This window comes from Falsiroseomonas sp. CW058, assembly GCF_050563535.1.
Taxonomy (GTDB): domain Bacteria; phylum Pseudomonadota; class Alphaproteobacteria; order Acetobacterales; family Acetobacteraceae; genus Falsiroseomonas.
This window is the reverse complement of the sequence record NZ_JBNXUO010000004.1, coordinates 1-25,235: the sequence shown is the minus strand read 5'-3', so window position 1 is coordinate 25,235 and position 25,235 is coordinate 1. Positions and strand designations below refer to the sequence as shown.

22 protein-coding genes are annotated in these 25,235 nt (G+C 72.9%); 15 read left to right on the top strand and 7 right to left on the bottom strand.

The annotated features are described in order from the left end of the window. The first annotated feature begins 1 nt into the window (after window position 1). Window positions 2-1,384, top strand: a complete 1,383-nt coding sequence (locus tag ACK8OX_RS05015; protein ID WP_430662835.1) for an ABC transporter substrate-binding protein — start codon at window positions 2-4, stop codon at window positions 1,382-1,384. A gap of 9 nt (window positions 1,385-1,393) precedes the next feature. On the opposite strand, the gene ACK8OX_RS05010 is transcribed toward ACK8OX_RS05015, so the two are convergent. Continuing rightward, window positions 1,394-2,536, bottom strand: a complete 1,143-nt coding sequence (locus tag ACK8OX_RS05010; RefSeq protein WP_430662834.1) for a class I SAM-dependent methyltransferase — start codon at window positions 2,534-2,536, stop codon at window positions 1,394-1,396. A gap of 176 nt (window positions 2,537-2,712) precedes the next feature. Between ACK8OX_RS05010 and ACK8OX_RS05005 the strand changes: the two genes are divergently transcribed. After that, window positions 2,713-3,162 carry a hypothetical protein gene (locus tag ACK8OX_RS05005; RefSeq protein ID WP_430662833.1) on the top strand — a complete coding sequence of 150 codons (450 nt, stop codon included), beginning with the start codon at window positions 2,713-2,715 and terminating at the stop codon, window positions 3,160-3,162. Window positions 3,163-3,175: 13 nt separating this feature from the next. Here the strand turns inward: ACK8OX_RS05005 and ACK8OX_RS05000 are convergent, their stop codons facing one another. The 3 genes from ACK8OX_RS05000 to ACK8OX_RS04990 are packed head-to-tail and all read right to left on the bottom strand — an operon-like array spanning window position 3,176 to window position 6,197. Then, a complete protein-coding gene (locus ACK8OX_RS05000) occupies window positions 3,176-4,087 on the bottom strand; it encodes an alpha/beta fold hydrolase (protein WP_430662832.1) in 912 nt (303 codons plus the stop codon). Next, window positions 4,081-4,665: a DUF882 domain-containing protein gene (locus tag ACK8OX_RS04995; RefSeq protein WP_430662831.1), complete on the bottom strand. Its 585-nt coding sequence runs from the start codon at window positions 4,663-4,665 to the stop codon at window positions 4,081-4,083. Before ACK8OX_RS04995 ends, ACK8OX_RS05000 begins: the two co-directional genes overlap by 7 nt. Next, window positions 4,665-6,197, bottom strand: coding sequence for a L,D-transpeptidase family protein (locus tag ACK8OX_RS04990; RefSeq protein WP_430662830.1), 1,533 nt, complete (start codon window positions 6,195-6,197; stop codon window positions 4,665-4,667). Before ACK8OX_RS04990 ends, ACK8OX_RS04995 begins: the two co-directional genes overlap by 1 nt. Window positions 6,198-6,319: 122 nt before the next feature. Between ACK8OX_RS04990 and ACK8OX_RS04985 the strand changes: the two genes are divergently transcribed. Then, window positions 6,320-6,763 carry a MaoC/PaaZ C-terminal domain-containing protein gene (locus tag ACK8OX_RS04985; RefSeq protein ID WP_430662829.1) on the top strand — a complete coding sequence of 148 codons (444 nt, stop codon included), beginning with the start codon at window positions 6,320-6,322 and terminating at the stop codon, window positions 6,761-6,763. A gap of 67 nt (window positions 6,764-6,830) precedes the next feature. On the opposite strand, the gene fusA is transcribed toward ACK8OX_RS04985, so the two are convergent. Next, on the bottom strand, window positions 6,831-8,912 hold the full coding sequence (gene fusA / locus ACK8OX_RS04980; protein WP_430662828.1) for an elongation factor G: 2,082 nt from the start codon (window positions 8,910-8,912) through the stop codon (window positions 6,831-6,833). A gap of 245 nt (window positions 8,913-9,157) precedes the next feature. On the opposite strand from fusA, the gene ACK8OX_RS04975 reads away from it, so the two are divergent. From ACK8OX_RS04975 to ACK8OX_RS04960, 4 genes are all read left to right on the top strand, one after another. Next, entirely contained in the window at window positions 9,158-10,480 is a 1,323-nt protein-coding gene (locus tag ACK8OX_RS04975; protein WP_430662827.1) for a DUF1800 domain-containing protein, read from the top strand. 14 nt (window positions 10,481-10,494) lie between these two features. Beyond that, on the top strand, window positions 10,495-11,685 hold the full coding sequence (locus ACK8OX_RS04970) for a DUF1501 domain-containing protein (protein ID WP_430662826.1): 1,191 nt from the start codon (window positions 10,495-10,497) through the stop codon (window positions 11,683-11,685). Between the two features lie 70 nt (window positions 11,686-11,755). Further along, entirely contained in the window at window positions 11,756-12,091 is a 336-nt protein-coding gene (locus ACK8OX_RS04965) for a hypothetical protein (protein WP_430662825.1), read from the top strand. A 65-nt stretch (window positions 12,092-12,156) separates the two neighbouring features. Continuing rightward, a complete protein-coding gene (locus ACK8OX_RS04960; RefSeq protein ID WP_430662824.1) occupies window positions 12,157-12,438 on the top strand; it encodes a hypothetical protein in 282 nt (93 codons plus the stop codon). Window positions 12,439-12,468: 30 nt separating this feature from the next. Here ACK8OX_RS04960 and ACK8OX_RS04955 read toward each other — a convergent pair whose 3' ends face one another. Then, the gene (locus ACK8OX_RS04955; RefSeq protein WP_430662823.1) at window positions 12,469-13,503 is read right to left on the bottom strand and encodes a hypothetical protein; all 1,035 of its coding nucleotides are present in this window, start codon (window positions 13,501-13,503) and stop codon (window positions 12,469-12,471) included. A 145-nt stretch (window positions 13,504-13,648) separates the two neighbouring features. Here ACK8OX_RS04955 and queA point away from each other — a divergent pair, with 145 nt between their 5' ends. From queA to ACK8OX_RS04915, 8 genes are all read left to right on the top strand, one after another. Next, on the top strand, window positions 13,649-14,713 hold the full coding sequence (queA, locus tag ACK8OX_RS04950; protein WP_430663017.1) for a tRNA preQ1(34) S-adenosylmethionine ribosyltransferase-isomerase QueA: 1,065 nt from the start codon (window positions 13,649-13,651) through the stop codon (window positions 14,711-14,713). After that, complete coding sequence (gene tgt / locus ACK8OX_RS04945; protein WP_430662822.1) at window positions 14,710-15,840, top strand: tRNA guanosine(34) transglycosylase Tgt; 1,131 nt, start codon at window positions 14,710-14,712, stop codon at window positions 15,838-15,840. Before queA ends, tgt begins: the two co-directional genes overlap by 4 nt. A gap of 29 nt (window positions 15,841-15,869) precedes the next feature. Next, a complete protein-coding gene (gene queF, locus ACK8OX_RS04940; RefSeq protein ID WP_430663016.1) occupies window positions 15,870-16,304 on the top strand; it encodes a preQ(1) synthase in 435 nt (144 codons plus the stop codon). Beyond that, a complete protein-coding gene (gene queG / locus ACK8OX_RS04935) occupies window positions 16,291-17,385 on the top strand; it encodes a tRNA epoxyqueuosine(34) reductase QueG (RefSeq protein WP_430662821.1) in 1,095 nt (364 codons plus the stop codon). The genes queF and queG overlap by 14 nt, the downstream gene beginning before the upstream one ends. Next, entirely contained in the window at window positions 17,382-18,080 is a 699-nt protein-coding gene (queC, locus tag ACK8OX_RS04930; protein WP_430662820.1) for a 7-cyano-7-deazaguanine synthase QueC, read from the top strand. The genes queG and queC overlap by 4 nt, the downstream gene beginning before the upstream one ends. Next, window positions 18,077-18,625: a VUT family protein gene (locus ACK8OX_RS04925; protein ID WP_430662819.1), complete on the top strand. Its 549-nt coding sequence runs from the start codon at window positions 18,077-18,079 to the stop codon at window positions 18,623-18,625. Before queC ends, ACK8OX_RS04925 begins: the two co-directional genes overlap by 4 nt. Further along, window positions 18,622-19,281 (top strand): type 1 glutamine amidotransferase, encoded by a 660-nt coding sequence (locus tag ACK8OX_RS04920; RefSeq protein ID WP_430662818.1) that lies wholly within the window; start codon window positions 18,622-18,624, stop codon window positions 19,279-19,281. Before ACK8OX_RS04925 ends, ACK8OX_RS04920 begins: the two co-directional genes overlap by 4 nt. A 300-nt stretch (window positions 19,282-19,581) precedes the next feature. Beyond that, window positions 19,582-24,978: a peroxidase family protein gene (locus ACK8OX_RS04915; RefSeq protein ID WP_430662817.1), complete on the top strand. Its 5,397-nt coding sequence runs from the start codon at window positions 19,582-19,584 to the stop codon at window positions 24,976-24,978. A gap of 37 nt (window positions 24,979-25,015) precedes the next feature. Here the strand turns inward: ACK8OX_RS04915 and ACK8OX_RS04910 are convergent. Beyond that, a partial coding sequence (locus ACK8OX_RS04910) for a hypothetical protein (RefSeq protein WP_430662816.1) occupies window positions 25,016-25,235 on the bottom strand: 220 nt, incomplete at its 5' end.

Genomic DNA, 25,235 nt, shown 5'->3' with positions numbered 1-25,235 from the left:
CATGCACCACCTGCGGATCGCCGCGGAGAACTGCCGCTTCCTGCCGCCCGACCGCGTCACCGACGACACCTCCGTCCTGACGCTGAAGGCCCTGGTGTTCGAGCCGCTGCTGCGCTGGCGCGACGGCACGGTGCTGCCCGGCCTGCTGGCCGGGTGGGAGGCATCGGAAGGCGGGCGGCGCTGGCGCTTCCGCATCCGCCCGGGCGCCGCCTTCCATGACGGCGTGCCCTGCACGGCGGACCATGTGCTCGGCACGATCGGGCGCATCCTCGAATCGGTCGACAGCTTCGGGATGCGCTGGGCCTATGCGCGCTACTTCGCGCAAACGCGGCTGTCGGCGCCGGCGCCGGACATCCTGATGGTCGAGAACCCGACGCCCTTCGCCGACCTTCCCGATATCCTCACGGAATTCTTTGCGGTACGGGAGGATGCGGCCGGCGCGCCGGTGCTGGGCACCGGCCCCTATCGCGTTGCGGCCCACGCCCCGGGCGGCCCCGCGGTGCTGGAACGGCTGCGCGGCACGGGGCCGGACCGGATCACCTTCGCCGCCATCGCCGGTGCGGAGGCCCGGCTGGACGCGCTGCGCGAAGGCTACGCCGATGCGGCGATGAACCTCGAAAGGCTGGAAGCCGGGCCGGATTTCGCGGCGCCGCTGGCCTGGGGACGCTCGGTCAACACGCTGTCCGTGATGTTCTACCTCAACTGCCGCGAGGGCGCCTTCGCCCACCCCGCGGCGCGGCGCGCCGTGAACCATGCGGTGGACCGCCGGGCCATCATCGACCGCCTGTTCCACGGGCTGGGCGTGGAGGCCAGCACGGTGGTCAGCCCGCTGCATCTCGGCATGCGCGCCGCGCCGCCGGCCCCCATCCCGCACGACCCCGACCTGGCGCGGCGGCTGTTCGACGCGGCCGGCATCGGCGGCCCCCTGCACCTGCGCACGCCCCTGACCATGCCGGAGAAGGCGCGGGAGGTCAGCGAGGCGGTGGCGCAGGACCTCGCGCGCATCGGCATCGCGACGCGGATCGAGGTGCAGCCGGACCGCCCCGAATATGCGCGGGAGGTCGGGCGCAAGCGGATCGGCGACATGGCGATCTTCGACAGCACGCCGCATGGCACCTTCCGCGTGCTGAACGACAAGATCTCCTCCGCCGTGCAGGGCCCCTGGTGGCAGGGCCATGACGACCCGGTGCTGGAGCCGCTGATCGAGGCGGCGAACCGCGCGACGGGGGATGCGGAGCGCGAGGCGGCCTATGCCGCCTGCCTGCACCGGCTGAACGCCAACCCGCCCTGGCTCTACCTGTTCCACCCGGTGGAGGTCTTCGCCAGCCGCCCCGGCACGGCGCCGCTGCGCCTTGACGGCACCGGGGCGCTGCACCTGGCCTAGGACGCGCCGTCAGCGGCGCCGCCCGGGCAGCCGCATCCAGAGGCCGAGCGCACGCTGCAGCGCCCGGTCGAGCAGGGACAGCACCTCACCCTGCTGCGCCTGCCGCGCCTCGATCCGGGCGAGAGCGGCCTGCATCCCGGCGATGCCCGGGACCTCCGGCGGCACCGGCGCGGCCGGCGGCGCAGGGGGCGGTTCCGGCGGCGGCGCGGGGGGCGGCGGGACGAGGAGGGTGTGGCGGTTCGCGACCGGGCCGAAATCCGGCCACTGCGTCAGCCGCGGCCGTGGGTCCGGCTCGTCGATGCGGAAGTCCGGCCATTCCGGGTGGTCGGGCCAGTTGCGGACCGCGAAGGGCGCGGTCTTCAGCGCGAACAGGATCACGCGGTCCTGCGTCAGATGCGCGTGGCGCGGGAAATGCGATTCCAGCACCGTGTCGAAGCCCGCATCGTGCAGCATGTTCAGCAGCGACGGCAGCGTCGGGATGAAGGAGTGGTCGTTCATGTGCGACGCCCAGAGCGCCTTGGCGCGCCGCTCCTCCGTCGTGTCCGCCGGGTGCTCCCGGATGGAGTAGCCCTCGTAGCTCCGCCCGCCGGAGGAGAAGCGTTCCGTCGCCTCGAAGGCGACATGCGTGTCGAGCACGAGGAGGCGGCGGGTCGTGCGGTGCATGGCGCGCAGGAAGGGCAGCAGGTCCGGCGCGTCGAAATGGTAGAACAGCCCGCAGCACAGCACGGCGTCGAAGCCGCCGTCGCGCAGTTCCGGCAGGTCCAGCTCGTCGAGCCGCGTGGCATCGCCCTTCACGAAGCGCAGCCGGTCGAGGCCCAGCATCTCCTTCGCGAAATTCGCCTTGGCCAGGCTGTCGTCGCGCACCTCGACGCCGACGGAATGGCAGCCGTACAGCGCCGCCTCCACCGCGAGCAGCCCTTCGAGGCAGCCGAGGTCCAGCACGCGGTGGCGCGACATGTCCGGCCCGACCAGGTCATGGATGGCGCGGATGATCTTCGCGGTCCGCGGATGGATGCCGTGCCAGTCGAAATCCGTCGTGTAGACGCCGTGGCCGAGATGGATGTCATGCGCGGTCCAGGGCCCATGCGCGGCGACGATCTCCGCCTTCCGCCGCGCGATCTCCGCGGCGCTTCGCCCCTGGACTTCCGACATGTCCCAACCTTCTCCCGATCTTGCCGGCGACGGTAGGCGGGCACCATGCGGCGCACCATCCACCGGAGCCCGGACGCCACGCAGGATCACGGAAGCGTGAGAGATTGCGGATGGCCGTATTTGCGAATGCGTCGCATCTGCGATATCTCTGGCCGCCCTACAGGGAGAGCACGACCATGGCGACTCGCGGCCTGCCCCTCTGGCCCTGGACCACCTGCGAGACCGATGCCCTGCCCGCGGCCGAGCGGCTGCTGGTCGATGCCGCGCGGCTCTGGGCGGCCGAGGCACGGCGGGGGGTGCCGCCGGAACCGGCACTGCGCCGGCTGCTCGCCGCCGAATCGGCCGGGGCCGCCGCGGCGCCGCTCGATGCCCTGATGCGCGCGGTCGCCGCGCCCGGCCTGCGGCTCGGCTGCCCGCTCTGCCCGAACATCGCCGGCGACGAGGCGGCGCTGCTGCTGGTCGCCGCCCTTGCCCAGCGCGGCCCCCGGCGCGAGGCGCTGGCCTGCCTGGTCGCGCGCCTGCCCGGCGCGGGCGCCTATGCCGCGATGGGTGCGGCCATCGCGATGGGCTGCGCCTTCCGCGCCGCCGGGCTGCGCTTCGCCGATCCCTGGCAGGAGGGGGGCTGAGGGCAGGCCGCGGCTATCGCCGCGCCTGCCCGCCCGCCACGTCCAGCATCGCCCGTGCGAAGGACTCCGGCGCTTCCTGCGGCAGGTTGTGCCCGGCGCCGGGCACCAGGCGATATTCATACGGGCCGCCGAAGCGCCCGCGATCCGCCGCGCCGGCCGGAGGGCTCACCCCGTCATCCGCGCCGTCGAGATGGATCGTCGGCACGCCGATGGCGGGCAGCCGCGCCAGTTCCCGCTCCACCACCTCCGCCGCCGGGTCGCCGGCGACCAGGGCGTAGCGGTGCCGGTAGGAATGCACCACCACCTCGACGAAGTCCGGGTTGTCGAAGGCGGCGGCGCTGCGGGCGAAGGTCGCCTCGTCGAAGGCCCATGTCGGCGACCAGAGCCGCCAGAGCAGCCGGCAGAACTCCCGCCGGTTGCGCGCCAGCCCGGCGTGGCCGCGTTCGCCGTGGAGGTAGTACTGGTACCAGTGCCGCCATTCACGCTCCGGCGCCTGCGGTTCGGCGGAACGGGCGATGTCCTGGATGTTCCAGCCATTCACCGTGACCAGGCCGCGCACCCGCCCCGGCCAGAGCGCGGCGCAGATGCAGGCCGCCCGCCCGCCCCAGTCATATCCGCCCAGGACCGCCCCGGCGATGCCGAGTGCATCGAGCAGCGCCAGCAGGTCCTGCGCCAGCACCGCCTGCTGGCCGGACCGCGGCGTCATGCCGGACAGGAAGCGCGTCGGCCCGAAGCCGCGCAGATGCGGCACCACCACGCGCGCACCCGCCGCCGCCAGGCGGGGAGCGACCTCGGCATAGGCGTGGATGTCGTAGGGGAAGCCGTGCAGCAGCACGGCGGGCCAGCCATCCGGCGGCCCGTATTCCGCGAAGGCGACGCGCAGCACCCCCGCCTCCACCTCGCGGAGGCGGGGCGTGGCTACCACCGGCGAACCGGCCCGCAATCCAGGTGGACGAAGCCGTCGCGGCGGTAGAGCCCGACGCCGCCGAGTTGCAGGTCCGCCGCCGTGCGCGCAAGCCCGATGCCCACCCGGCCCGGCAGCCGGCAATCCGCCGCCATGCCCGACATGTGGAGCGACACGGTGGAGACGCGGCGGCTCTGGTTCGCGCGGGCCGCATTCGTCTCCGGCGTGCGGTAGCCGCTGACCACCTCGTAGAATTCGTCGCTGTCGAGGCTGCGGGCCACCGTGCTCATCACGTCGAACAGCCGCGGGTCCATCGGCGTCGTCTCCGCCGCCGAGAGGTCGCGGAAGACGTAGTCCAGCTCCCGCAGCGCCTCGCGCTCGTAGCGGCCGTCGCGCCAGTAGACGCCGGAGAAGGTGTCGTTGGTCACCTGCCGGCGCACCCGCAGCACGCGCGGCATGCCGCCCTGCGCCAGGGCGGGCGAGGCCGCAGCCGCGCCAAGGCCCAGCGCCGCCGCGAACAGCCCGCGCCGCGGCAGCACCGCTTCGCCCCCCGGGCCGCAGCAGGGGCAGACCGTCCCGTGGCCGAACCGCCCCGCCATCACGCGCGCCCCGCCAGGGCGGCCACCTGCTGCGGCCGCGGCGCCGCCATGACGCGGGCATAGGCGGCATCGAGGTCGTAGACATCCGGCCGGATCCGCACCCGCGCGCCCTCCACCACCACGGTGCGATAGGCAAGCGTCACAGGCAGCTGTCGCCGCAGCGCGACCGCGCTGGTGGTGCGCGCGTCGAGCGCGCGCTGCGCCCGCGCCACATCCCACCCTGCCGTGCCGTCCAGCAGCACCGCCATAAGGTCGTTCGGCCTCTCGAGCCGGATGCAGCCGGAGGAGAAGGCGCGGTCGGGCCGGCGGAACAGGTGGCGGTCGGGCGTGTCGTGCATGAAGATGTCGTCGTTGTTCGGCATGATGAACTTGATGCGGCCGAGCGCATTGGCGTCGCCCGCATCCTGGCGGATGAAATAGGGGAAACGCTGCGGGTTCACCGACGACCAGTCGATGGTGCGGGGGTCGATCTCCTGCCGCTGGCCATCGACCATCCCGAAGACCCGGAAGCCCTTCTCCATCATGGATTGCGGGTCGCGGCGGAAGCGCGGCAGCAGGTCCTCGCGCGCGTTGCGTTCGGGCACGCCCCAGGGCGGGTTGAACTGGATCGCCGTCATCCGCACGCGCAGCATCGGCGTGGCGCGGTCGCGCCGGCCGACGATGACGGCCATCGACAGCAGCTCGCGCCCCTCCTCCAGGACCGAGAGCCGGTAGTCGGGGATGTTCACCTCGATCCGCCGCTCCGCCGGCTCCGCCGCCGCGCCCCGCCGCATGTCGAGCGCGACGCGCAGCTGGTCCACCCGCGCCTGGAGCGGCCGGTTCAACAGGCCGAGCGAGATGCGCCCGACGCGGCCATCCGCCTCCAGCCCGTTCTGGGCCTGCCACCGCTTCACGGCGGCTTCGAGCGGCGCGTCGTACAGCGCGCCGCCATTCGGCGCCGCGGCCAGCGCCGCATCCTCCACCGCGAGCCGCGCGCGCAGAGCGGGCACGCGCAGCGCATCCGTGCTGCCCGGCTCGATCGTCGCCTCGCCGGGGATCGGGGCGAAGCCGCGCCGGGCGATGGCCCTCTGCCGCGCCAGCTCCGCCTTCAGCGCCGCCGCGCCTTCAGGCAGGGCCGCCGCGCGGTCGATCACCGCCGCCGGGTCGGGCGCATTCGCCAGCTCCGCCAGCCACCGGTCGAGCCCGGCCGCCGCGGCATCCCGCCGCAGGTCCGGCCGCCCCGGCATCTCCCGCACCCGCCCCAGCAGCAGGTCGCCGAGCGCGAGCTGCGCCGAGCGGTGCAGCGCCGCCCGCCACCCCGCCGCATCGGCCGCGGCAAGCGATGCGTCGGGGATGGCGTAGTGGCGGGGGTCGAGCCCGTCCTCGTCGATCCGCTTCAGGCGTTCCACCAGGCGCAGCAGGGCCGAGACCGGATCGGCGGGCGGGGCGGGCGGCTGGGGGGCGGGCAGCGAGACCGGCGCCATCTGCGCCGCCGCGGGGCCGGCAGCGAGGGCGAGGGCTGCGGCGATCAGGGGACGTCGGGCCGTGCGCATGGACGCTGCAATAGCCGATGCGGCGCGGGCCACGCAAACGCCGCGGCAACCCCCGCCCGGCAGCGCAGCCCCGCGCCGCAGCCGGGTGCCTGAGCGCGCCACCTGGTCTAGCCTGCCCGGCCATGACACAGATCCGCTCCTTCGACGACCTCTCCCCCGGCCAGGAATTCGACCTAGGCCGCTTCGCCCTGCCCCGGCAGGAAGTGCTGGACTTCGCCGCCCGCTACGACGCACAGCCCTTCCACCTCGACGAGGAGGCAGCGCGGGACTCCGTGTTCGGCGAGCTGGTCGCGAGCGGCCTGCACACGCTTTCGGCGGCCTTCGGCCACATGGTCCGCAGCGGGCTCATCGCCCGGGTCAGCATGGGGGGCAACGCCATCGACCTGAAATGGCCCGCGCCGCTCCGCCCCGACGAGGAGGTGGCGATGCGCGTGGTGGTGGAGGAGCTCCGGACCTCGAAGTCGAAGCCCCATCTCGGCATCGCCAGGCTGCGCTACCTGGTCGCGCGCGTGGCGGATGGCACGGTGGTGCTGGACGCGCTCTGCACGCATTTCATGCGGCGTTGAGCCCTGAAATGCGAAACGGCGCGGGGGTTGCCCCCCGCGCCGTCCGCATCCCCCCGGTCCCGAAGGATCAGGCGGACTTCTTCATGATCTCGTCGGCGACGTTGCGCGGCACGGGATCGTAGTGGTGGAACTGCATCGAGAAGCTCGCGCGGCCCTTGGTCATGCCGCGGAGGTTCGAGATGTAGCCGAACATCTCCTTCAGCGGCACATGCGCCCGGACGATGACCGAGGTGCCGGCCATGTCCTGGCTCTGGATCACGCCGCGGCGGCGGTTCAGGTCGCCGACGACGTCGCCGACATGGTCCTGCGGCGTGGTCACCTCCACGTCCATGATCGGCTCCAGGATCACCGGGCCGGCCTTCTTCATGCCTTCGCGGAAGCAGGCCTTGGCCGCGATCTCGAAGGCGAGGGCCGAGCTGTCGACGTCGTGGTACTTGCCGTCGACCAGCGAGTACTTGAAGTCCACCGTCGGGAAGCCGGCGAGCACGCCGGTGTCGGCCTGCATCTTGATGCCCTTCTCGACCGCCGGGATGTACTCCTTCGGGACCGAGCCGCCGACGACGCCGTTGTGGAACTCGATGCCCTCGTTCCGCTCCTTCGGCTCGAAGGTGATCTTCACCTCGGCGTACTGGCCCGAGCCGCCCGACTGCTTCTTGTGGGTGTAGGTCTCGGTGTGCGCCTTGGTGATCGTCTCGCGGTAGGCCACCTGCGGCGCGCCGATGTTGGCGTCCACGCCGTATTCGCGCTTCAGGCGGTCGATGATGATCTCGAGGTGCAGCTCGCCCATGCCGGAGAGGATGGTCTGGCCGCTCTCCTGGTCCGTGCGGAGCCGCAGGCTCGGGTCCTCGCCGGCCAGCTTCTGCAGGCCGAGCGTCATCTTCTCGACGCCTTCCTTGGTCTTCGGCTCGACCGAGATGTCGATCACCGGCACCGGGAAGGCCATGCGCTCGAGCACCACCGGATCCTCGGCCGCGGCGAGGGTGTCACCCGTGCCGGTGTCCTTCAGACCGACGAAGGCGGCGATGTCGCCGGCGAAGACCTCCTTGATCTCCTCGCGCTTGTCGGCGTGCATCTGGAACATGCGGCCGATGCGCTCGCGCTGGCCCTTCGTGGTGTTCATCACCATGTCGCCCTGGCGCAGGACGCCGCGGTAGACGCGCACGAAGGTCAGGTTGCCGTACTTGTCGTTGATGATCTTGAAGGCGAGGCCGGCGAAGGGCGCGCTCTCGTCGGCCGGGATCACGCGGCGCTCGGCCGTCTCGTCCTGGCCTTCCTCCGGCGCCACCTTGATGCCGGGGATGTCCACCGGGCTCGGCAGGTAGTCCACCACCGCGTCGAGCAGCGGCTGCACGCCCTTGTTCTTGAAGGAGGAGCCGCAGACCACCGGGCGGAACTCGCCGGAGATCGTGCCCTTCTTGATGCACTTCTTCAGGGTCTCGACCGAGACGTCGCCCTTGTCGAAGTATTCCTCCATCGCCGCCTCGTCCACGCCGACGACGGCGTCGAGCAGCTTCTGGCGGTACTCGGCGGCCTGGTCCGCGAGGTCGGCCGGGATCGGCGCCTCGTGGTACTTCGCGCCCAGCTCGTCGCCTTCCCAGATGAGGGCCTTCATCTCGACCAGGTCGACGATGCCCTTCAGCGAGTCCTCGATGCCGATCGGAAGCTGCAGGGCCACCCAGTTGATGCCGAGCTTCTCGGTCAGCGTCGCCGCCGCGCGGAAGAAGTCGGCGCCGGTGCGGTCCAGCTTGTTGATGTAGATGATGCGCGGGACGTTGTAGCGGTCCGCCAGGCGCCAGTTCGTCTCGGACTGCGGCTGCACGCCGGCCACGCCCTCGATCACGAACACCGCGCCGTCGAGAACGCGGAGGCTGCGGTTCACCTCGATGTTGAAGTCGATGTGGCCGGGGGTGTCGATGACGTTGATCCGGTGGTCCTTCCACACGGCGGTCACGGCGGCGGAGGTGATGGTGATCCCCCGCTCGCGCTCCTGCTCCATGTAGTCGGTCGTGGTGTTGCCGTCATGCACCTCGCCGATGCGGTGCGACTTGCCCGTGTAGTACAGGATCCGCTCGGTCGTCGTGGTCTTGCCGGCGTCGATATGCGCCGTGATGCCGATGTTGCGAATTCGATCGAGCGGGGTGCGCGCCACGATGGGCCTCCATAGACGAATGCGGGCGTGGCCACGGGCCTGATCGCCCGTACCGCCCGCCCGTAGGTTCCGAATCACGCTTAGGTCGCGGGCGGCAGATGCCCTCTCCCGGCCGGATTTGCAAGCTCTGATGCAGCCCGGCCCCGCATGGTGGGGCTGCGTCCGGCGCGGGCGGGGCGGGCGGATACCATTTCTTACGATGCGCCGCCCCTCGCCCCCGCCCCGCCCGTGCTAGTCTCCACCCCATGACCGACCGAAGCCGCGTCGCGGCCATCCGCTTCGGCCTCGGGCCGCGCCTTGGCGAGGCGTTGCCGGCCGACCCCCTGCCCTGGCTCGAAGCCCAGATCGCGCGCCCCGCCCCCCCGCCCGCCGGCCCGACCGTGCAGGAGGCGCTGCGCCTGCGGGCGGAACAGCTGGCCATGCGCACCGTCGCGACGGCGGAAGCCCCCCCCGGCATGGCAACCGCGGCACCCCCCAACCGCGGCCCGCTGACCGAGATGATGCGCGCCGAGAACCTGGCCTGGGCGCAGCGCCGGCTGACCGCCGAACAGCCCTTCCGGGAAAGGCTGGTCGACTTCTGGATGAACCATTTCACGGTCAGCCGCCGGTCCGGCAACGCCGCGCCGCTGGTCGGCGCGATGGAACGCGACGCCATCCGCCCCCACCTGACCGGCCGCTTCGTCGACATGCTCCTGGCCGCGACCCGCCACCCGGCGATGCTGCTCTACCTCGACAACCACGTCTCGGTCGGGCCCGGCAGCCGCTTCGGCCAGCGCGCCCGCCGCGGCCTGAACGAGAACCTGGCGCGGGAGGTGCTGGAACTGCACACCCTTTCCCCCGCCGGCGGCTACACCCAGGGCGACGTGACCGAATTCGCCAAGGTCCTCACCGGGCTCAGCGTGGACCTCAACACAGAGCCCTTCGACTTCGTCTGGCGGGCGGAGCGGCACGAGCCGGGCGACAAGACCGTCCTCGGCCGCCGCGTCGAGGAGGGGGAGGAGGGCGTGGTCGCCGCGCTGCGGATGCTCGGCACCCACCCCGCCACCTGGCGCCACCTGGCCGTGAAGCTCGCCCGGCATTTCGTGGCCGACGACCCGCCGCCCGAGGCGGTGCGGGCCCTGGCCGAGGTGCTGCGCCGGACGGAAGGCGACCTCGGCGCCACGTACCGCGTGCTGGTCGGCCTGCCGGGCGCCTGGACGCCGCTGGCGAAGTTCCGCACGCCGATGGACTTCGCCATTGCCGCCGTGCGCGCGACCGGGGCAGTGGAACGGCCCGAACTCGTCCTGTCGGGCATGATCGCGCTGGGCCAGCCGCTCTGGACCGCGCCGCAGCCGAATGGCTGGTCCGACCGCGCCGGGGACTGGGCGGGGCCGGAGGCGCTGATGCGCCGGGTGGACTGGGCCTACACCCTGTCCGGCCGCGTCGCGCGCCCCGACATCGCGGCGGTGACGGAAGCCGCGCTCGGCCCCTTCGCCCGGGCCGAGACGGTGGCCACCATGCGGGGCGCGGGGTCGGTGCGCGATGCGCTGACCGTCCTGTTCTCCAGCCCCGAATTCATGCACCGCTGAAGGGGCGCGCGACCATGGCCCACACCTCCTTCTCCCCCACCCGCCGCGGGCTGCTGCTCGGCCTCGGCGCCAGCCTGGTCATCGGCCGCACCCGCGCCGCCTTCGCCCAGCTTCCCGGCGAGCGCCGGCTGGTGGTGGTGATCCTGCGCGGCGCGATGGACGGGCTGCATGTGGTGCAGCCCTATGGCGACCCGGATTTCGCCGCGCTCCGCGGCCCGCTGGCAATGCCCGAGCCGGGGGCGGAAGGCGGCACGCTCGACCTCGGCGGCCGCTACGGGCTGCACCCGGCCTTCGCCGGCCTGCACGCCCTGTACCGGGATGGTGAGGCGCTGCTGCTGCACGCGGTGGCCGGCCCTTACCGCAGCCGGTCGCATTTCGAGGCGCAGGACCTGCTGGAGGGCGGCGCGGAAGGCCGCCTGACCAGCGGGTGGCTCAACCGCGCCATCCAGGCCCTGCCCAACCCGCCCGAGGCGCGGGCCGGCATCGCCATCGGCACCGGCGTGCCGTTGCTGCTGCGGGGCACGGCGCCGGTCGGTGCCTATGCGCCGCCAGGGCTGGACCGCCCCTCGGCGGAACTGATGCACCGCATCGCGGCGCTCCAGGCGGAGGAGCCGCGGCTGGCGCGGAGCTTCGCCGAGGGGATGCGGTCCCGCGGCTTCACCATGGCCACCCTCGGCCAGCCGGCCAACGACCCGGACCGCGGGGCCTTTCCCCGGCTGGCAGCCGCCGCCGGGCGGCTGCTGGCGGAGCGCGGCGGCCCGCGGGTGGCGGCCCTCGAAATCGGCGGGTGGGACACCCATGCGGCGCAGGCGAACCGCATCCTCGGCCCCGCGCGGGCGCTGGATGCCGGGCTGGTGGAACTGAAGGCCGCGCTGGGCGGGCACTGGGCGCGGACGGTGGTGATGGTCGTCACCGAATTCGGCCGCACGGCGCGGGTGAACGGCAACCAGGGGACGGACCACGGCACTGCCGGGGTCGCCTTCCTGCTGGGCGGCGCGGTGGCCGGCGGCCGGGTGGTGGCGGACTGGCCGGGGCTGGCGCGCGACCGCCTGCTGGAAGGGCGCGACCTGCAGCCGACGGCGGACCTGCGCAGCGCCGCGAAGGGCCTGCTGCGCGACCACCTGCGCCTGCCCGACCGCGCGGTGGCTCAGGCCTTCCCCGGCAGCGACGAGGCGCCGGCGATGCGCGGCCTGCTGCGGGGCTGAGGCCGGCCCCACGCCCGCAAACCGCCCCGCCATCCCCGCGTTGCGCTTCGCGTCCAGCCAGGAGGGTCGCGTGCCGGAACGCTTCGATGTCTACCGCTTCGAGATCGACCGCCCTGGCGAGGCGCCCGAGACGCGCTGGTCCTTCGCGCCCATGCAGGGGGTGCGCTATGCCGGGCGGGACGAGCCGCTGGACGCGAACCCGCTCGGCAACGAGGCGGCCGAGACGGGCCAGTCCGTCCCGGCGGGCCATGTGGAAGCGCCGGAGGGCACCACGATGGCGTCCCTCGATCCCCCGGTGCTCGACATCCCCGGTCGCGGCCGGGTGGACCTGCATGCGGTGATCGGCGCCACGGCGGGCAGCGCGGACGAACTCGGCCACCTGGTCCGCTGGCGGCCGCGCGGCTGACACGCCGGGCTTGCCGGCGCGGCCCGGCGAGTGATGACATGCCCTGCCTGGAAGGAGCCGCCCCGATGTCCAAGGATGCCCCCGCCCCCGTGCCGGCCCAGCCGCTCGACGATGCCGATCTTGCCGCCGCCAGCGGCGGATGGGGCCTCGGCGGCTTCGCCAACCTGGCCGGCAATGCGATGCTGCAGGGCTTCACCTCCGGCGGCACGGGCGGCAGCATCGACCCGACCCTGCTGCAGGGGCTGACCCAGGGAGGCTCGGGCGGGAACACCGCCACCGAACAGCTCACCCAGACCTTGCAGAAGCAGGGCGCGACCTCGGACGCCATCGCCAGCAACATACGTTGACAGGCGGGCGGCCAGGGACCACCGGCCGCGTCAGCAGCGGTTGGGCATCACCCGGTCATCGGGCCCGACCAGCGACACCGCCCAGGGATCGGCCGCGCCCGGGGTGACGTCCACCACCACTGCCCGCGTCTCCCGGTCGCCCGGCACCATCAGGCGGGTCAGGTTCGGCGCCTCGGGCACCGGCCTGTCATGCAGCAGGAAGTGGCTGTCCCCGTGCAGCAGCAGCACCGGGCGGCCGAAGGCCCGCGCCTCCGCGACCAGCACCTCGCGGAAGGCACGGAAGCCGCTGTCCTGGCCGGTCCGGCCGGGGCGGCCGCAACGCTGCACGTAGAACAGGTCCGCCTGGATCGCGAGCACCACCGCCGGCAGGCCTTCGCGGGTGGCGATCGCGAAGGCGTCGCGCAGCCAGGCGGTGTTGGCGGCGTCGCGCTGCTCGAACTCCTCCCGCGCGCCGGGCGGGGGGAAGATCGCCGGGCCCTCCCCGGGCTCGGTCGGGCGGTTGTTGTTGCTGCCGGTGACGTGGAGCGTGGCGAACAGCACGCCGCCCTGGCGCCAGCGCGCATTCTCGACATGGGTGCGGAAGCGCGGGTCCACCCTGCCCTGCCACTCCAGCGGCCGCCGGTCGCCGCCGCCGAGCGGCCGGTCATCGGCGAAGAAGCGGGCCCGCAGCAGGGCGAGCCGCTCCAGCGGGTCGAAGCGGCCGGCGCGGTCCTGCCAGCAATCCGTCCATTCGTTGTCGCCCGGCGTGTAGACCAGCGGGTGGTTCAGCAGGCCGAAGAAGGTGAAGGCGCGCAGCAGCCTGTCGTCCGAGCAGATCTCCGCCCCGCCCTTGGTGTCGCCGAGGAAGATGGTGTGGACGGGACGGGCCGCGTTCACCTCCCGCATCAGCCGCGCCACGCGCGCTTCCTGGTCCGGGCAGTCCTGCGGCATGTCCGGCTGGCAATAGGGCATGTCGCCGAAGGCGGCGAAGCGGAACGGCGCCGGGGCGGACGCCGGGGCAGGCACCTGGGCCAGCGCCGGGCCGGCGGCGACGAGGGCGGCGAGGACGAGGCGGGGCAGGCGCATGGAGCTCTCCCGTGGGGCGGTCCATGCCAGCCTAGCGCGGCGGGGCCGCGCCGGGCATGACCCTTCGGCGGCAGGCGATGCTGGACAACCGGCCCGCGGGGCGCCACATGCCGCGGCCATGCCCGAGGCCCCTCCCCCGCCGCCGGTGCCGGACCTCCGGACCGACGACTTCGACTACGACCTGCCCGAACGCCTGATCGCCCAGGCCCCCGCGCGCCCGCGCGATGCCGCGCGGCTGCTGGTGGTGCGCCCGGACGGGCTGGAGGATCGCGGCGTGGCGGACCTGCCGGCGCTGCTCGACCCGGGCGACGTGCTGGTGGTGAACGACACCCGCGTCATCCCCGCCCGCCTGCATGGCCGCCGCGGCGAGGCGCGGGTCGAGATCATGCTGAACCGGGCGGAAGGCGGCGGGACCTGGCAGGCGCTGGTGCGGAACGCGAAGCGCCTGCGCCCCGGCGACCTGGTGGAGATCGAGGGCGCCCCGGACTGCGCCGCCCGCGTGCTGGAGCGGGAGGAGGGCGGGTCCGTCCTGCTCGACTTCGGGCCCGACCAGGCCGCGCTGGCCGCCGCGCTGGAGACGGCCGGGGAGATCCCCCTGCCCCCCTACATCCACCGGGAAGGCCGCCCCGGCGCCGCGGATGCGGAGGACTACCAGACGGTCTTCGCCCGCCGCCCCGGCGCGGTTGCCGCGCCGACCGCCAGCCTCCACTTCACCGACCGCCTGCTGGCCGCGCTCGATGCCCGCGGCGTGCGACGCGCGGTGGTGACGCTGCATGTCGGCGCCGGGACCTTCCTGCCGGTGCGGGAGGACGACCCCCGCCGCCACATCCTTCACCGCGAGTGGTGCGAGATGCCGGAGGAGGCCGCCGCCACCATCAACGCCGCGCGCGCCGCGGGCCGGCGCGTGGTGGCCGTCGGCACCACCGCGCTCCGCACCACCGAGACGGCAGCGCAGCCGGACGGCACCGTCACGCCCTTCCGCGGCCTCACCGGGCTCTACATCCTGCCGGGCTACCGCTTCCGTGCGGTGGATGCGCTGATGACCAACTTCCACCTGCCGAAGTCGACGCTGCTGATGCTCGTCTCGGCCTTCGCCGGGCAGCGGCGGATGCGCGCGGCCTATGACCATGCCGTGCGTCGCGACTACCGCTTCTTCTCCTACGGCGACGGCAGCCTGCTGTTCCGCGCGGCGGAGGACCTGCCGGCATGACGCTGCACTGGACGCACGCGGGGCAGGACGGCGCCGCCCGCGCCGGCGTGCTGCACACCGCGCATGGCGAGGTGCCGACGCCCGTCTTCATGCCGGTCGGCACCGCGGGCACGGTGAAGGCGATGACGGCGGATGCCGTACGGTCCACCGGCGCGCGCATGGTGCTCGGCAACACCTACCATCTCATGCTCCGCCCGGGGGCGGAGCGCGTGGCACGGCTCGGCGGGCTGCACCGCATGATGGACTGGCACGGCCCCATCCTGACCGACTCCGGCGGCTTCCAGGTGATGAGCCTGGCCGGGCTGCGGAAGCTCGACCCCGATGGCGTGACCTTCCAGTCCCATATCGACGGCAGCCGCCACCGGCTGACGCCGGAGCGCAGCATCGAGATCCAACACCTGCTCGGCGCCGACGTCACGATGTGCTTCGACGAATGCACCCCGCACCCCGCCACCCACGACCAGGCGGCGGAGAGCATGCGGCTGTCGATGCGCTGGGCCGCGCGGTCCCGCGCCGCCTTTGTCCCGCGGGACGGCCACGGGCTGTTCGGCATCGTCCAGGGCAGCACCTATGACGACCTGCGCGCCGAGAGCGTCGCCGCGCTGACCGCCATCGGCTTCGAGGGCTACGCGATCGGCGGCCTCGCGGTGGGCGAGGGACAGGCGGAGATGTTCCGCGTGCTGGACGTCACCGCGCCGCTGCTGCCGCGGGGGGCGCCGCGCTACCTGATGGGCGTCGGCACGCCGGGGGACCTGATCGGCGCGGTGCGCCGCGGCGTCGACATGTTCGACTGCGTGATCCCGACGCGGTCGGGCCGCACCGGCCGGGCCTATACCAGCCGCGGCGTGGTGAACATGCGCAACGCCCGCCACGCCGATGACGGCGCCGCGCTGGATCCGGCCTGCGACTGCCCGGCCTGCACGCGCCATCAGCGCGCCTATCTCCATCACCTCATCCGGTCCGAGGAGATGCTCGGGCCGGTGCTGCTGACCTGGCACAACATCCGCTACTACCAGACCCTCATGGCGCGGCTGCGCGCCGCGATCCTGGACGGCCGCTTCGAGGCGGAGGCCGGCGCCATCGAGGCCGGCTGGGCGGAGAGCACGACGAAGGCCGAAGCCGCATGACCATCGCCACCGACGTCTCCGGGCTGACCATGCTCGGCCACGCCGCACGCCAGCCGCAGACGCCCGAGGAGGCGGTGCTGGAACGCGTGCCCAACCCGAACCCCGGCGCGCGCTACTGCGTGCGCTTCACCGTGCCGGAATTCACCTCGCTCTGCCCCATGACGGGCCAGCCCGACTTCGCGCATCTGGTGATCGACTACGTCCCCCGCGACTGGCTGGTGGAGAGCAAGTCGCTGAAGCTCTACCTCACCAGCTTCCGCAACCACGGCGCCTTCCACGAGGCCTGCACCGTCGGCATCGCGCAGCGCCTGGTGGCGGAGCTGCAGCCCGAATGGCTGCGGATCGGCGGCTACTGGTATCCGCGCGGCGGCATCCCGATCGACGTCTTCTTCCAGACGGCGGAGCCGCCGGGGGGCGTCTGGATCCCGCCGCAGGACGTGCCGGGCTATCGTGGCCGCGGCTAGCGCGCATGTCGCCGCGCCGGCGAAGCCCCGCGGCGGCCCGCCGGCGCCCGAGGCCGCCCGCGCGCTGATCCGCGCCCGCGCCCTCGAACTCGGCTTCAGCGCTGTGGGCTTCGCGCGCGCCCACCTCGCGCCCGAGGCGCGCGACCGCCTGATGCGCTTCCTGGCCGATGGGATGCATGGCGGGATGGGCTGGATGGAGGCCCGCGCCGAACAGCGCGCCCATCCGCGCGCGCTCTGGCCGGATGCCGTCAGCGTCGTCTCGCTCGGCACCAGCTACGCGCCGGCCGACGACCCGCTGGCGACGCTGCCGCTGGCCGACCGCGGGACCATCAGCGTCTATGCCCGCAACCGCGACTACCACGACCTGGTGAAGGGCCGGCTGAAGCAGCTGGGCGGCTGGATGGCGGCGCGCTTCGCGGGGGCGGAGCTGAAGGTCTTCGTGGACACCGCCCCGGTGATGGAAAAGCCGCTCGCCCAGGCCGCCGGGCTCGGCTGGCAGGGCAAGCACACCAACCTCGTCAGCCGCGCGCACGGCTCCTGGCTGTTCCTGGGCGAGGTCTTCACGACCCTCGACCTCGCGCCCGACACGGCGGAGGAGGACCATTGCGGGTCCTGCACCCGCTGCCTGGCCGCCTGCCCCACGGACGCCTTCCCGGCGCCCTACCGGCTGGATGCCCGGCGCTGCATCTCCTACCTCACCATCGAGCATGCAGGCCCGATCCCCGAGGCGCTGCGCCCGCGCATGGGCAACCGCATCTATGGCTGCGACGACTGCCTGGCGGTCTGCCCCTGGAACAAGTTCGCCCGCGCCCACAGCGAACCCGCCTTCGCGCCGCGCGCCGCCCTGACCGCGCCGAAGCTGGCCGGGCTTGCCGCGCTGGACGATGCCGGCTTCCGTGCCCTGTTCAGCGGCAGCCCGGTGAAGCGCATCGGCCGCGGCCGCTTCGTGCGCAACGTGCTGGTCGCCATCGGCAACAGCGGCGATCCCGCGCTGCGTCCTGTTGCGCAGTCCCTGTGCGACGACCCCGATCCCGTGGTCGCGGACTGCGCGCTATGGGCGGCCGAGAGGCTGCCGGCATGAGGGAGGACGCCGCGCTCGTGCTGTTCTCCGGCGGGCAGGACAGCGCCACCTGCCTCGCCTGGGCGCTCGACCGCTTCGAACTGGTCGAGACGATCAGCTTCGACTACGGGCAGCGCCACCGGGTGGAGCTGGATATGCGCGGCGCCTTCCGCGACGCGCTGGCGCGGCACGAGGGCTGGGGCGCGCGGCTCGGCGCGGACCACCTGCTGGCGCTCGACGCGCTCGGCGCGGTCAGCGACACGGCGCTGACGCGCGATGCCGCCATCACGCTGCAGGCGAACGGCCTTCCCAGCACCTTCGTCCCCGGCCGCAACCTCCTGTTCCTGACCTTCGCCGCCGCGCTCGCCTATCGCCGCGGCCTGAAGCACCTGGTCGCCGGCATGTGCGAGACAGACTATTCCGGCTACCCCGACTGCCGCGACGACACGTTGAAGGCGCTGCAGGTGGCGATCAACCTGGGCATGGATGCCCGCTTCGTGCTGCACGCGCCGCTGATGTGGCTGGACAAGGCGGACACCTGGCGCCTTGCGGAACGGCTCGGCGGTGCGGCGCTGGTCGAGGCCATCCGCGCGGGGACCCATTCCTGCTACCTCGGCGACCGCACGCCGCATGACTGGGGCGGCGGCTGCGGCGCCTGCCCTGCCTGCGACCTGCGCGCGCGCGGCTGGCGCCGCTACATGGGAGAGACCGCGTGACCGCCGCACGCCTCGAAGGCTTCCTCTGCCTCGGCGCCTTCGCGCTCTGCATCCCCGCGGCGAACTGGCTGATCGGCCATGCGGGCACGGTCTGCGCGCCGCAGGGCCCCTGCCTCATCCCGGTGGCGCCCGGGGTCATGGCGCCGTCGGGCGTGCTGATGATCGGCCTCGCGCTCGTGCTGAGGGACCTGGTGCAGCGCCGGCTCGGCCTGCGATGGGCGCTTGCGGCGATCCTCGCGGGCACGGCGCTGTCCGCCGCGCTGGCGCCGCCGGCGCTGGTGGTCGCCTCGGCCGTCGCCTTCCTCCTGTCGGAACTCGCCGACCTCGCGGTCTACACGCCCTTGCAGCGGCGCGGCCTGGTGCTGGCCGTCGCGGCGAGCAGCGCGGCGGGGCTGGTCGCGGACAGCCTGCTGTTCCTGTGGCTCGCCTTCGGCAGCCTCGACTTCCTGGCGGGACAGGTGATCGGCAAGGCGTGGATGGTGCTGGCCGCGCTGCCGGCGGTCCACTGGCTGCGCCGGCGCGACGAACGGCTCGGCCTCGCATGAGGGTCACGGTCGTCCGCAACAGCGAGCATGCACCCGAAGGCGCCTTCGGCGAGTGGCTCGCCGGGCAGGGCCATGCGCTGAAGGCGATCGACGGCGACGCGCTGGACGAGGATGCGGCGCGCGGGGCGGAGCTGCTGGTCCTGCTCGGCTCGCCGCACGGCGTCTACGACACGCACATCCCCTGGGTGGCGCGGCAGCGCGGGCTGGTCGCGGCGCGGCTGGCCGACCGGCGCCCGACCATCGGCATCTGCTTCGGCGCGCAGATGATGGCTGCGGCGGCGGGCGGAGATTCCACGCCCATGCCGGAAGGCCGCGCCTTCCGCGGCTGGTTCGGGATGGACGAGGCGGAAGACCCCGCCTTCGCGGGCGCCTGGCCGCGCTGGCACGGCGATGCCATCACGCCGCCTCCCGGCGCGCGCATCCTGGCGCGGGATGCGGGCACGGTGCAGGGCTTCGCGCTGCCGCGCGCCGTCGGCGTGCAGTTCCATCCGGAGGCCACGCCGGCCATCCTGCAGGCCTGGGCGGAACGCCTGGCGCCACCCGGCCTGGTGGATGCGGCGGCGCTGGCCGCGGCATCGGCGCGGCACTTCCCAGCGCGGGACGCTGCGCGGCGCATCCTGTTCGCCCGGATGCTGCGCCGCGCGACGGAGGAGTGAGCGGGCGGGACGCCGCCCCTGCCCCTCGCATCCACGGTCGCGTGATCGCAGACCACGCACGCCATAGTCGACACCGGGTGGTGGAAGCGAAAACGGCACGGTTCGCCGTGCTCGCGATATCGTAGGTCTCGAATCGATCACGGAACCGTTGGGCCATGCATCGTTTCGATGCCTGCTCCGTTGTGGCGCACCAAGGGACCGCTTTCGCATCGTTGCGCAGGCGCCCCTGTGGGCTGAGGGGGGCACGGCATGGCGCCGCGCCTGGGTCACAGCCCGCTTCCGCGACGGGGAGGCTGCGCCATGGTCACGTTGGTCCGAAACGACATCCAGTTCATCCTGAACCAGATCAAGATCGCCGAGCAGCATGCGGCCGGCACGCCGATCACCGACCTGATCCCTGACCCCGAACTGCCCTGGGGCCTGCGCACCGTCGACGGCAGCTACAACAACATCGTCCCGGGGCGCGAGCAGTTCGGCGCCGCCGACCAGCCCTTCCCGCAGCTCCTCGAAAGCAACTTCCGCATCGCGGAGCCGAACCCCTTCGGCCCGCCCAACGGTCCCCCCACCTCCTACGCGCAGACCGGCGGCATCGTGGTGGACAGCCAGCCGCGGCTGATCAGCAACCTCATCGTCGACCAGACCGCCAACAACCCCGCCGCGGTGGCCGCCGCCGCCACGCGCGACGGCTTCGCCTTCGACCACGACAACAACCCGGCGACGCCGGACCTGATGATGATCCCGAACGTCGCCCCGGATGTCGGGCTCTCGGCGCCGTTCAACTCCTGGATGACGCTGTTCGGCCAGTTCTTCGACCACGGCCTCGACCTCGTGCGGAAGGGCGACGCGGGCGTGATCTTCATGCCGCTCGCGCCCGACGATCCGCTCTATGTCCCGGGCTCGCCCACGAACTTCCTGGTGCTGACGCGCGCGACCAACGAATCCGTCTCGGCCGGTGCGGACAACGTCTTCGGCACCTCGGACGACGTGCACACCCACACCAACCTCACCACCTCCTGGGTGGACCAGAACCAGACCTACACCTCCCACGCCTCGCACCAGGTCTTCCTGCGCGAGTACCGCCTGGACGCGTCGGGCAAGCCCGTCTCTACCGGCCACCTGCTGGAAGGCGCCAATGGCGGCCTCGCGACCTGGGCCGAGGTGAAGGCGCAGGCGCGCGAGATGCTCGGGATCGACCTCGGCGACGCCGATGTCGGCAACGTGCCGCTGCTCGCCACCGACCAGTACGGCATGTTCCTGCGCGGCCCGAACGGCTTCGCGCAGCTCGTCACGCCGAACGGCCTGGTCGAGGGCAACCCCGCCGCGCCGGTCTCCACCGCGGCGGCGATGCGCACCGGGCACAGCTTCCTCGACGACATCGCGCACAACGCGACGCCGGGCGCCGGGCTGGTCGCGGATTCCGACACGGTCGTGGGCGGCACGCCCGTTGCCGGCACCTATGACAACGAGCTGCTGGACGTCCACTACGTGACCGGCGACGGCCGCGGGAACGAGAACATCGGCCTCACCGCCGTCCACTTCGTCTTCCACGCCGAGCACAACCGCCTGGTCGAGCACATCAAGTCCGTCGTGCTGGCCACCGGCGACAACGCCTTCATCGCCGAATGGCTGATGCCGGGCAGCGACCTGCGGGACGGCGTGCAGGCCGCCGAATGGAACGGCGAGCGCCTGTTCCAGGCGGCCCGCTTCTCGACCGAGATGCAGTACCAGCACCTCGTCTTCGAGGAGTTCGCCCGCAAGGTGCAGCCGCTGGTGAACCTGTTCGTGTTCAACAACACGACCGACGTCGACCCCTCGATCGTCGCGGAGTTCGCGCACACGGTCTACCGCTTCGGCCACTCGATGCTGACCGAGACGATCGACCGCATGGGCCCCGACGGCCAGCGCGACGACATCGGCCTGATCGAGGCCTTCCTGAACCCGCTGGAGTTCACCAACGGCGGGACGATGACGCAGGAGGAGGCGACCGCCGCCATCGTGCGCGGCATGTCGCGCCAGGTCGGCAACGAGATCGACGAATTCGTCACGGATGCGGTGCGCAACAACCTGCTCGGCCTGCCGCTCGACCTGGCGGCGATCAACCTGGCCCGCGGGCGCGACACCGGCGTGCCGACGCTGAACGAGGCGCGCGAGCAGTTCTACGCCGGCACCGGCTCCTCCTTCCTGAAGCCGTACGAGAGCTGGCTCGACTTCGCGCTGAACATCAAGAACCCGGCCTCCATCATCAACTTCATCGCCGCCTATGGCGAGCACCCGCTGCTGCTGGCCGAGACGACGGCCGAGGGCCGGCGCGACGCGGCGACGCTGATCGTGATGGGCGGCGCGGGCGCGCCGGCGGACCGCTTCGACTTCGTGAAGGGCACCGGCGCCTGGGCCGGCGTGGAGACCGGCCTCAACAAGGTGGACTTCTGGATCGGCGGCCTGGCCGAGAAGCACATGCCGTTCGGCGGCATGCTCGGCTCCTCCTTCAACTTCGTCTTCGAGACGCAGATGGAGAAGCTGCAGGACGGCGACCGGCTCTACTACCTGTCGCGCCTGCAGGGGACCAACTTCCTGAACCAGCTGGAAGGGCAGTCCTTCACCAAGCTCATCATGCGCAACACCGGGATGGAGGGCGACGGCACGCACATGCATGTCGACGCCTTCGCGGCCGCCAAGTACATCCTGGAGGTCGACCAGTCCCGGCAGGTCACCGACCTCGGCCCGGACGGCCAGCCGCTGCCCGGCGGGAACGGCGACCCGGTCGGCGCCGACCCGGTGCTGGAGGCGATCGCGCCGCTGGTCATCCGCGGCGACCTGGACGGCGACGGCGACAACGACCTGCTGCGCTACACGGGCGGCGACCACGTCGTGCTCGGCGGCACGGCGGAGGCCGACACGATCATCTCCGGCGAGGGCGACGACGCGCTGTGGGGCGACGGCGGCGACGACCGGTTGGAGGGCGGCGCGGGCATCGACCAGATCCTGGGCGGCGCGGGCGACGACATCATCACCGACCTCGGCGACAACGACATCATCAAGGGCGAGGACGGCAACGACGTCATCTCCAACGGCAACGGGATCGACCTCGTGCTGGCCGGCGCCGGCAACGACGCCATCCTGGTCGGCAACGACGTGTCCGAGATCTTCGCCGGCCTCGGCGACGACTTCGTGCTCGGCGGCGACGACGGCGACGGGCTGCTGGGCAACGAGGGCGACGACTGGATCGAGGGCGGCCGCGGCTTCGACGTGCTGTCGGGCGACAACTCGGAACTGTTCTTCAACAGCGCGATCATCGGCCACGACGTGCTGATGGGCCAGGGCGGCGGCGACACCGACATCGACGGCGAGTCGGGCGACGACATCATGGTCCAGGACGAGGCCGTCACCCGCAACGAGGGCATGTTCGGCTTCGACTGGGCCATCCACAAGGGCGACCCGCTGGCGGCCGACACCGACATGCAGATCCCCATCTTCACCACGGCGCCCGCGGAGATCCTGCGCGACCGCTTCGACATGGTGGAGGGCCTGTCGGGCTGGAAGTTCGACGACATCCTCCGCGGCGACAGCCGCGGCGGCATCGCGGGCGCCGGCGACGGCAACTTCGACGACCACGTCCTGACGGCCGAGGGCATCGCCCGCATCAACGGCCTGCAGGCGGTCCTCGGCGGCGGCGTCACCAGCTTCCGCGACGGCAACATCATCCTCGGCGGCGACGGCAGCGACATCATCGAGGGGCGCGGCGGCAACGACATCATCGACGGCGACGCCTGGCTGAACGTGCGGCTGTCCATCCGCAGCCGGACGAACCTCAACCAGGAGATCGGCACGGTGGACAGCCTTGCCGAGATCCGCAGCAAGCTGCTGAGCGGGGAGATCAACCCCGGCCAGCTCCGCATCGCGCGGGAGATCCTGACCGCCGACGGGTCCGACGACGTCGACACCGCGGTCTTCACCGAGGACCGGGCGAACTACGACATCGTCGCGAACGGGAACGGCACCTTCACGGTGATCCATTCCGGCGGCACCGGCGTCGACGGCACCGACACGCTCCGCAACGTCGAGCGTGCGGCCTTCGCCGACCAGACCGTGGTGCTGCGCCCCGGCAACGGCCTGCCCGAGGGGCAGCCCGCGATCCTGGGCACGGTGGTTGAGGACGGCACGCTGACCGCCGTCGTCGCCTTCACCGACCCCGAGGGCATCGTCCCCGGCTCCCTCACCTGGAGCTGGGAGGCGGAGGTGCAGCCGGGCGTCTGGGAGAAGGCGGGCTCCGGCGCGACCTTCAAGCCGGGCGACGCCCAGGTGGGCCAGGTGCTGCGGGCCGTCGCGACCTACCGCGACGGGGACGGCGCGCTGGAGAAGGTCTCCTCCGCGCCGACCGTGGCGGTCGCCAACGTCAACGACGCCCCGGTGGGCGGGGTGGCCATCAGCGACATGACGCCGACGCAGGGCGTCGCGCTGCAGGTCGCCCCGGGCACCATCAGCGACGCGGACGGGATGACGACCTCCACCCTGTCCTATCGCTGGCAGACCCTGGTCGGGACCAGCTGGGTGAACCTGCCGGGCGCGACGGGGGCCAGCTACACCCCGCTCATCGCCAACCAGGTGCTCCGCCTCGTCGTCACCTACACCGACGACAAGGGCACGGTGGAGACGCTGACCTCGCTGCCCACCGCGCGGTCCGGCCGCAACTACACCGGTGACGGCGGCAACAACAACCCGACGCTGACGGGCTTCGACGACCTGGCCCGCGGCGCCGGCGGCAACGACTCGCTCAACGGCCAGGCGGGCGCCGACACGCTGCGCGGCGAAGGCGGGTCCGACGTGCTCGGCGGCGGCGCCGGCAACGACCTCCTCGAGGGCGGGGACAATGCCGATACGCTGAACGGCCTCGAGGGCGCCGACACGATGAACGGTGGCGACGGCAACGACGTGGCGAATGGCGGTGACGGGGACGACGTCGCCAATGGCGGCGCCGGGTCCGACGTGCTGAACGGCAATGCCGGCAACGACCTGCTCTCGGGCGGGGCGGATGCGGACACGCTGGTCGGCCACATCGGCAACGACACGCTGGAAGGCGATGGCGGCGCCGACTTCCTCGACGGCCAGCACGGCAACGACGTGCTGCGCGGCGGCGATGGCGGCGACCGCCTGAACGGCGCCGCCGGCAACGACCTGCTCGACGGCGGGACGGGTGCCGACAGCCTCGACGGCGGCACCGAGGCCGACACGCTGGTGGGCGGCGCGGATGCCGACACGCTGCTGGGCGGCAGCGGCGCCGACCTGATGGATGGCGGGACGGAGGCGGACCGCCTGACGGGCGGTGCCGGCAACGACACGCTGCGCGGCGGGCTCGGGGCCGACATCCTGGCCGGCGGGTCGGAGGCGGACATGTTCCACTGGGCCAGCGCGGCGGAAGGCGGCGACACCGTCACCGACTTCAGCCTGGTGGACGACATCCTCGCCTTCTCCGCCACCGGCTTCGGCGGCGGGCTGCAGCCGGGGATGGCGCTGGCGGCGCGCTTCGCGGCGAATGCCGCGGGCACGGCGACGGCCGCCTTCGGGCAGTTCGTCTACGAGACCGACACCGGCATCCTCGCCTGGGATGCCGACGGCACGGGCGCGGGGGCGGCGGTGGTGATCGCCACCTTCACCGGCAACCCGGCGCTGACGGCCTCGGACCTGACGATCGTCGCCTGACGGTCGTGCCGCGGCGGGGGCCGGTGCCCCCGCCGCCCTATCTCGGCGGAACGCCCCCGGCCCTTCCCTGCGGGAAGGCCGGGGGCGCTGCGTTCCACTCCAGCACGCGGCCGGGCAGGCCGCCCACGCCGCCCAGCGCCACCACCGCCTCCACCCGCCCCTCGGCGGCGCCAAGCCGGGCCGAGGCCTGCACCCGCCACACCACCCGCCGCCCCGCGCGGCCGCCGGCCGCGACCGGCGTGCGGAAGCCGGGCGCC